A 345-nucleotide genomic window follows, 5' to 3' on the forward strand; every position below is an offset into this window, starting at 1 on the left:
TCGACCACGCAGGTGGCTGCGCGACTATTGTGGAAGTCGTAAAGTACGATATTAGGGACAGGATGATTCGGGACTGGTGAGTCTTGCCCTGAGCAATAGACCCACATGTAACTATTCACTTTATCAGACTTGACCACTTTTAATGGCGTTTCATCGGCAAACAGCGTGGGCTGCTTTAACAGCTCGACTTTCAGTCTTTCAACTAAGGGGGCGAAGCGGGTGGCTGATTTGTCTATCCAACTGCTCATGGTTTGGCGACTGAGCTCGATACCGTATTGCTTGAACATCGCTTCTTGGCGATAAAGCGGTAAACCATATTGGTATTTACTAGTAATAAGTTGAGCT

At 47.0% G+C, this 345-nt stretch carries 1 protein-coding gene; it reads right to left on the bottom strand.

All coding sequences use genetic code 11. The features are described 5' to 3' along the window. On the bottom strand, positions 1-345 hold a 345-nt coding region (locus H5084_RS19360), incomplete at both ends, for a transposase (protein ID WP_182692245.1).

It is taken from the genome of Psychromonas sp. SR45-3 (assembly GCF_014163575.1).
Lineage (GTDB): Bacteria > Pseudomonadota > Gammaproteobacteria > Enterobacterales > Psychromonadaceae > Psychromonas > Psychromonas arctica.